The 7263-nt window shown below is 63.0% G+C and carries 7 protein-coding genes; 2 read left to right on the top strand and 5 right to left on the bottom strand.

The genetic code is table 11. The features are described 5' to 3' along the window. Nucleotides 1-172: 172 nt before the first annotated feature. On the top strand, nt 173-1150 hold the full coding sequence (locus RIF72_RS15925; RefSeq protein WP_309075810.1) for a type IV toxin-antitoxin system AbiEi family antitoxin domain-containing protein: 978 nt from the start codon (nt 173-175) through the stop codon (nt 1148-1150). A 14-nt stretch (nt 1151-1164) separates the two neighbouring features. On the opposite strand, the gene RIF72_RS15920 is transcribed toward RIF72_RS15925, so the two are convergent. The 5 genes from RIF72_RS15920 to dacB form a co-directional block, all read right to left on the bottom strand. Beyond that, the gene (locus tag RIF72_RS15920) at nt 1165-2004 is read right to left on the bottom strand and encodes a hypothetical protein (protein WP_309075809.1); all 840 of its coding nucleotides are present in this window, start codon (nt 2002-2004) and stop codon (nt 1165-1167) included. 188 nt (nt 2005-2192) lie between these two features. Then, nucleotides 2193-2744, bottom strand: a complete 552-nt coding sequence (gene hpt / locus RIF72_RS15915; protein WP_011772910.1) for a hypoxanthine phosphoribosyltransferase — start codon at nt 2742-2744, stop codon at nt 2193-2195. A gap of 31 nt (nt 2745-2775) precedes the next feature. Beyond that, nucleotides 2776-3846: a tRNA lysidine(34) synthetase TilS gene (gene tilS, locus RIF72_RS15910; RefSeq protein WP_309075825.1), complete on the bottom strand. Its 1071-nt coding sequence runs from the start codon at nt 3844-3846 to the stop codon at nt 2776-2778. A gap of 92 nt (nt 3847-3938) precedes the next feature. Continuing rightward, the gene (locus tag RIF72_RS15905; protein WP_309075824.1) at nt 3939-5060 is read right to left on the bottom strand and encodes a zinc-dependent metalloprotease; all 1122 of its coding nucleotides are present in this window, start codon (nt 5058-5060) and stop codon (nt 3939-3941) included. A gap of 59 nt (nt 5061-5119) precedes the next feature. Then, nucleotides 5120-6565: a D-alanyl-D-alanine carboxypeptidase/D-alanyl-D-alanine-endopeptidase gene (gene dacB, locus RIF72_RS15900; protein ID WP_309075823.1), complete on the bottom strand. Its 1446-nt coding sequence runs from the start codon at nt 6563-6565 to the stop codon at nt 5120-5122. A gap of 147 nt (nt 6566-6712) precedes the next feature. Between dacB and RIF72_RS15895 the strand changes: the two genes are divergently transcribed. Next, nucleotides 6713-7201: an inorganic diphosphatase gene (locus RIF72_RS15895; RefSeq protein WP_014920365.1), complete on the top strand. Its 489-nt coding sequence runs from the start codon at nt 6713-6715 to the stop codon at nt 7199-7201. Nucleotides 7202-7263 lie beyond the last annotated feature (62 nt).

Genomic DNA, 7263 nt, shown 5'->3' with positions numbered 1-7263 from the left:
CCCATTCGCGCCAATCGCCCCCTTAACCACTGGTGCGAACGGCGGAAAAGGGCGCGGACGTGGCCACTACCGGGCGCGAACGGCGGAAACGGGTGCGGCCCTTTCTCGGCCGTTTTCCACATAGCTGAGGCTGGAGCTTTCGGCTTCGCCCGGGACCGGGGAGCGTAGACCCATGGCCTTTCAAGAACTCATACTCGCCTCTGACGCGACACGGATTGGACAGGATGCGCGCCAACTCGCGAAGCAGGCCAAACGCGGCGAATTGGTCCGAGTCCGACGGGGCACCTACGCCCGTTCTGCTTATTGGGCGGAATTGAACGAGCGCCAACGGCACGGACTTCAAGCAGCTGCCCTGGTCAATACCACCAGGACCCCTCCCATCTTTAATTTCCAGACGGCGGCGCTCCTCTGGGGGCTCGGCGTCGTGGGCGTGCCGAAGCATCTGTGCACTGTGACTGCGGACCCAAGCGGTGGTCGATCAAAACATGGGATCCGCAGAAGTTTCGGCGCCTGTGACAGCGGGATAGCCCAGCTCGGCGGATTCCGGGTCACGGATAAGGTTCGCACGACAATAGAGCTGGCCGCTTCCCTGAACTTTGCTGAGGCCTTAGCCATTGTGGACTCCAGTCGGCGGAACCAGAGATGGGGCGACCCTCTTGAAGTCGACAATTGGAACAAGGACAAGCCATGGGGTCCTCCGTCGGGCGTGGACGAGCTGACTGGAGCTGTCTCCGCCCTCACCAATCAGTCAAGAAAACGACGCGCCGGCATGATTCTCGAATTGTCCACAGACAAGTCCGAGTCGGTGGGGGAATCCATGAGTCGCGCGCAAATGATTCTGCTCAACTTCCCCGTCCCCAGCCTTCAAGGTTCGTTTACCTTGAAAACCGGACGTACCGCCCGAACAGATTTTTGGTGGCCCGAACTCGATCTGGTGGGGGAATTTGATGGCTATGGGAAGTATCTGAGAAAAGAACTGCGGGGAGACCAGACGATCCAACAGGCAGTCATGGCCGAGAAAGCCCGGGAGAACGGACTGCGGGCACTGGGCCTCACCGTTGTTCGCTGGGACTGGTCCGACATGATGAATCCAAGGGCGTTCACACGAATCTTGAACGATGGAGGCCTGCGGTCCCTGCGTGGGGCCTGACGGGCTTGGGCCGGTCAGGCCGCGGCGACTGGGAGGACCAGAAGGTAACCCGTGGGCAGGTCAGTGCTCCAGCGACGCGGCTCCCGGACCACGAACTGTGTGGCCAGTTGTTCCGGGGAGAGCAGGCTGTTGGGCTCTGGGGACGGACCCCATTGTCCGCTGCCATAAGGGTAGAGCGGATCCAGGACGTGTACCCCGGTGACTTGAAACTCCGGGAACTGCGCGGGATCACCTATCGACTCAAAACCACTCATGACCCAGGCATGACGACCACTCCACATGACCAACCCCACTGGTCGGCCAGTCTCAGCGATGGCGCGGGCCGCCGTCTGCAGCGTGTCCTCATAGGTGGCGATGCTGACCACGGTATATGGCCCCATTCCAACTTCGGTCAGCACCTGCGCCCAGCCCCGCGGGTTGGCGCCGTTGAAGGAGTTGGATGACCGCGCGCGGGCCATCTCCCACAGTTCGCTCTGCTGCGCGGAGGATGCCCACGAACCGCCCCCGGTATCGTCGATGAGGTTGTGCGCCATCTGAATGCTTGCAGCAACACACCAGTCAAAGGTGTACTGCGGAACGAAGTCCCCCTCTTGGTAGAGGTTAATGGCGAAAGCCTGGGGCGCGGCAGGTGGTGCGGGCGGAGGCTGTGGCGGTGCCGGCGGTTCGGCAACCGCCGACTTCGTGGCAGTCGTCGTCGGGACCGTGACGACGTCACTCGGGGTTGGAGCGACGGAAGAGCTCGCAATTGGTGGGCCGGCATCGGTCTCGGTGACATCGACCGCAGGAGTGCAGGCCGTGAGGAGCGTCGCCATGACGGCGAGCCACGTCAAGAGACGGGCAGGTGCACCGGTCATGGTCCAGTTTAGCGCGAGGGCTTAGCGCACGGGCAGGTTCAGGCGTTCAAGTTCCCGCTACCGCACCCACTCCCCCCAAACGCGCCCCTATAACCACCAACGCCGCACCCACTCCCGCCAGGCGCACCAGAGGTTACAGGTGCAAACGGCGGAAAAGGGTGCAGCGGCGCAAACGGGTAGAGCGGGGCTTACTCGTAAACGTGCGGGGCCAGAGTGCCCACGAAGTCCAGGTTGCGGTACTTCTCGGCGTAGTCGAGACCGTAACCGACCACGAATTCGTTGGGGATGTCGTACCCGACGTACTTGACGTCGATTTCCACCTTGGCAGCCGTCGGCTTGCGGAAAGCCGTGCAGATTTCCACGCTGGCCGTGCCCCGGGATTCGAGGTTGGACTTGAGCCAGGACAAGGTCAGGCCGGAGTCAATGATGTCCTCTACGATCAGGACGTCCTTGCCCATGAGGTCGGTATCGAGGTCCTTGAGGATTCGAACAACACCGGAGGACTGGGTGCCCGAGCCGTAGGAAGAGACAGCCATCCAGTCCATGCTGACGTGGCTGTGCAGTGCACGAGCGAGGTCGGCCATCACCATGACCGCGCCCTTGAGGACACCGACGATGAGGATGTCGCGGCCTTCGTAATCCTTGTCGATCTGCGCCGCGAGTTCCGCGATACGCGTTTGGATCTGCTCTTTGGTGTAAAGAACGTGCTTGAGATCTGCCTGGACGTCGTTTGAATCCACCAATGGCTCCTGTTTTGATGCTCGGGTGCGGCTACTGTTGGGACGGTTTCTGATGCCGGAATACTAGCTTCCCACAGCGCGCGGCTTCGCGGGGACCGCCCTTACCCGGATCACCAGTCGCATCTGAAGTTGAAGCACCTGATGACACAGACCGTTCCTGCTCCAAATCGCTGAGGGACAAACGGTACACACTCACGTGGCCGGGAAGCTCAACAGGCCCTGCTGAACCTTGCCGGCGAAGCAGCGCTTCCGCAGCTTGGAGGCGCCCGTAGCCGGGTTGTTGACCCCCGACGTCGGCCGCAGCCTTCGCAATGACACGGAACCTGAGCGCTGCGGGCAGTTCACGAACGGCGTCCTCGGGAAGCCAGGCGTCGCCGCCCTCCCGCTGGACCAGTGAGAGATAAGTCTCCTTGGCCAGATCTTCGAGGAAATCGGCATCTTGCTGCAGGATCGCGGCGGTCCGGGCAAGCGACTCGGCCACGCCCGGACCCAGCTTCTCTTCCAGCACGGGCATCACTTCAACACGCGTCCGGGATCTCGCAAACGCGGGGTCGGAGTTGCTCGGATCATGCCAGGGAGACAACTCCTCGACCCGGCAGATTTCCAGCGTCTCCTCCCGGCGAAGGCCAAGGAACGGCCGGAGCAGGCGTCCGCGAGCGAGCCTCATGCCAGCAAGGGAGCGCGTTCCGGAGCCACGAGCCAAACCCAGGAGTACTTGTTCGGCTTGGTCGTCCAGGGTGTGGCCGAGCAGGATCGCATCGCAGCCAAGGTGGTCGGCGGCGGACTCCAAGGCAGCATGACGGGCGTCCCTGGCAGCAGCCTCGGGACCAAACCCCGTGGCAGCCACTTCCACAGCGCGCACTTCCACCGGAGATAGTCCCAGCTCACGCAACACGGCAGCAGTCCGGGAAGCGACTTCCCCGGAACCAGCCTGCAGTTGATGGTCCACCACCACGGCCGCGACAGACACTGGGTGTCCATCCACGTGACCCCGCCTGGCAAAGTACGCGGCGATGGCTGCCAAAGCCAAGGAATCCGGGCCTCCGCTGCAGGCTACAAGGACATGTGACGGGTAGCCCGCAGAAGCCAAGGCGTTCTGCAACTGTTTGCGGGCCTTACCGACGACCGGTGCCAGACGTCCCGGACGCCGTCGACCCTTACCTGAAGAACCGACGGCGGAACCGGCAGGTACGCTCAAAGCCCCATCCGCTCAAGCCAAAGCCTGGAGTTGTGAATCTCTTCCTCGGTGGGCAGGTAGTCGGCGGATTCCCACACCCGGTTGAAGCCCTCCATGCCAGCCACGGCAACAACTTCGCGGACAAACTTGGCGCCATCGGTGTACTGGCGCATCTTGGCGTCCAGGCCTAGGAGGTTGCGGATGAACTTCTCCACCACGCCGCGGTCCTTGCCACGGTCGTTGAAGCGCTGGCGAATGGTCTTCACGGAGGGAACAATGCTCGAATCCACGGCATCCATCACCACGTTGGCGTGCCCCTCGAGGAGGCTCATGACGGCCGTGATGTGGGACAGGGACGCCTTTTCCTCCGGGTTCTGGAGAAGGTCCAGGATGGCGCCACGGCCGGGCGTTTTCTCGGAGGGGTTACGGTCGCGCAGGGACTTGGCTACAGCGCTGGCGCGTTCAACCAGAGTATCCATATTGCCCAGGAGATTGCCGCTGAGCTTCTCGATTTCATCCAGCATGTGGTGACGGAGCCACGGCGCGGCGGCGAACTGGACCCGGTGGGTTTGTTCGTGAAGGCAAACCCAGAGACGGAAGTCGTCCGGATGAACGTTGAGTTCGCGCTCCACGGAGATGATGTTCGGCGCCACCAGCAGGAGTCGGCCGCCCGGGGGAACGTTGGAATCCGGGGCCAGCGCAGCAAAAGGATCGTACTGGCCGAGGACTTTACTTGAAAGGAACGCGAGCACAGCGCCAAGTTGGGTGCCAGTGATGGCGCCGCTGGTAGCGGCCGCCGCCGGGGTCATCGCGACTCCACTGCGGCTCTCAAGCATCTTCTTCAGAGCAGGTTGGAGCATCACCGAGAAGCTCTGGGTATTGGCCTTGGACCACGAGGCTCGATCCACCACCAGAACGTGCGAATCCCTCAGATCCCTGGCGGCGTCCAAGCCGGTGATGTCATGCACGTGCGGGACGGAGATATCCGCGTTGAAGCGCAGATTGTCCACGGCTTTGCCAATCTCCCCGGCGCTAAGCTCCGGACCAGGAGGGGCAAGCCGGGCAGCCGTAGAGGCGGCCAGGTCCCAATTGATCAGGGACGGGGCCCCTGCTGACGATTCTCGGGCAGATGACACCATACGTTCCATCAGACCACACGAGGCTGACAGTGTGCCTTAAGTTCGCTCCACGCGGAGGACTAGCCCCGGCACCCGCACGAAGCCAACACTGACGCCGAACGGTCCATGGCCACCTTGTTGCCCGACGCTCCCGGGTCCAGGCCGTTGCCGATAAAGGAGAACACCAGCAGCCGGCCATCGGCGTCCACCACGTAGCCGCTCAATGCGATCACCGTATTCAATGTCCCGGTCTTAGCGCGCACCAGTCCTGCGCCCTCGGACGTACCTGCCTCGCCGTACCTGTCATCCAAGGTCCCGGTGAGTCCTGCCACGGGGAAACCGTCGAGCGCGGTCCGCAAAGCAAGCTCCGGACCGCTGGTAATGGCACGGACAACCTCGGCAAATTGCCGGGGCGTGACCTGGTTCTCCAAGGCAAGGCCCGAGACGTCTGCCAGCTGCATCGAATCCGTGGCGATCCCCAGCTCCCCCAGCCTTTGCCGCACGGCCGAAGTAGCGCCGTCGTACGTTCCCTCGTGACCGGACGCCAAGGCGGTCATCCGGCCCAGCGCTTCTGCGAGGAAGTTGTCCGAGGATTCGAGCATGAGGTCCACTTGCTCGCTCACGGTTGCGGACTCAGCAGCTGCCAACTCTTTGCCGGGAAGACCCTTACCGCGTTCGACGCCGGGATTCACCGTTACGCCGGCCGCGGCCAACTGCTCGGCGAACGCCTGGGCGGTGGTGATGGCGGAATCCTGGGGGCGGGGACCAGTCAGAACGTCCTGGGCGTAACGGCCGGAGTTCAACGCCAAGGAGAACAACGGCGCGGTTTCCCCGGCGGCGACATCGTCCAAACTCCACGCGGGGTTTAGGGTGGCGCCACTGAATAGTGAGTCGTCAACTTGCACGGTGATAGGCCCCCGCACCCCAGCCGACGCTAAAGCGGCGGCAGTGTCCGCGGCGAGGGACGCCAGTCCGGCCCGGCCAAGAACAGCAGTGGGCTCGGAAGCAGGCGCGCCCAGCAGAACGTCCCCTCCCCCGGTCAGCACCACTGTGGAGGGATTGTCAGAAGCGAGCACGCGAGTGGTGAACCTTGAGTCGGGCCCGAGCGCTTTCAAGGCTGCGACAGCGGTCAACAGTTTCATGTTCGAGGCCGGAATCCTGTTGGCGTTGGCCTCGCGGTCAAAAAGAACCTGGCCCGTGGATGCGTCCATCACTACGCCGCTGATGCTGCCCGCACCGTCCGGCTTGAGAGTGACGTCCAGGAGCCTCGCCACCTCGCTCGCAACCGGGACAGGCGCTGCGGCATCCAACGGAAGAACGCTACTGGCACCCGAAAGACGGTCCGGCACCTGCTGCCAGGAGGGAACGGGGGGTGGGGCCTTGGGGAAAATGAGCAGGTTCGGAAACATCCCCACAACCACCACGGCGCCGAGACACAGCAAAACGGTGGTCAGCAGCACCGGCCATGTAAAGCGCCCCCACGCCGCAGGCACCCGCTTGCGGGCACCCCCGTTTTTAACGCCCATCATGGAAGTTGCTTGGTCCTGTCAGTCCTGAAATGTCCCCGCCGGTTCAAGAAACCCGGGTCTCTCGCTATATCCTCAATAGTAGTCGGCGGCGCCGGCTGCGCTTTTGCCTGCCGCGCCCCACCCACACCCGTCAAGGAGCATTCCATGAAGCACGACGTGACCATCGAGATCCCCAAGGGATCGCGCGTCAAGTACGAAGTTGACCACGAAACCGGCCGTGTCCGCCTGGACCGCGTCCTGTTCACCTCCATGCAGTACCCCACGCACTACGGCTTCTTCGAGAACACCTTGGGCGAAGACGGCGACCCGCTGGACGCACTGGTGCTCCTGCAGGACTTCGATCTGCACCCCGGTGTCATCGTTGAATCCCGTCCTATCGGCGTCTTCAACATGACCGACGACGGCGGCGGAGACGCCAAGGTCCTCTGCGTCCCCGTCGACGCACGTTTCGACCACATCCAGGAAGTCAGCGACGTCAGCGAATTCCTGGTCAAGGAAATCGAGCACTTCTTCACTCGCTACAAGGACCTGGAGCCCGGCAAGTGGGTCAAGGCTGAAGGCTGGGGCGACCGCGCCGCTGCCGAAGCCGAGCTGGAAGCTTCCATCAAGCGCTTCTCGGCCGAAGGCCACTGATTTTCCTGGCGTTAAAAGCCTGATGCTCGACGGCGGCTGGTGCGGTTCCCCCGGGACCCCAC

It is taken from the genome of Paenarthrobacter sp. (assembly GCF_031180005.1).
Taxonomy (GTDB): Bacteria; Actinomycetota; Actinomycetes; order Actinomycetales; family Micrococcaceae; genus Arthrobacter.
The sequence above is the reverse complement of the archived record's forward strand: the minus strand, read 5'-3'. Positions and strand labels throughout refer to the sequence as shown.

Coding starts and splice junctions, on each gene's coding strand:
- RIF72_RS15925 (WP_309075810.1), top strand. CDS start 173: ATGGCCTTTCAAGAACTCATACTCGCCTCTGACGCGACACGGATTGGA.
- RIF72_RS15920 (WP_309075809.1), bottom strand. CDS start 2,004: ATGACCGGTGCACCTGCCCGTCTCTTGACGTGGCTCGCCGTCATGGCG.
- RIF72_RS15905 (WP_309075824.1), bottom strand. CDS start 5,060: ATGGTGTCATCTGCCCGAGAATCGTCAGCAGGGGCCCCGTCCCTGATC.
- dacB (WP_309075823.1), bottom strand. CDS start 6,565: ATGGGCGTTAAAAACGGGGGTGCCCGCAAGCGGGTGCCTGCGGCGTGG.
- RIF72_RS15895 (WP_014920365.1), top strand. CDS start 6,713: ATGAAGCACGACGTGACCATCGAGATCCCCAAGGGATCGCGCGTCAAG.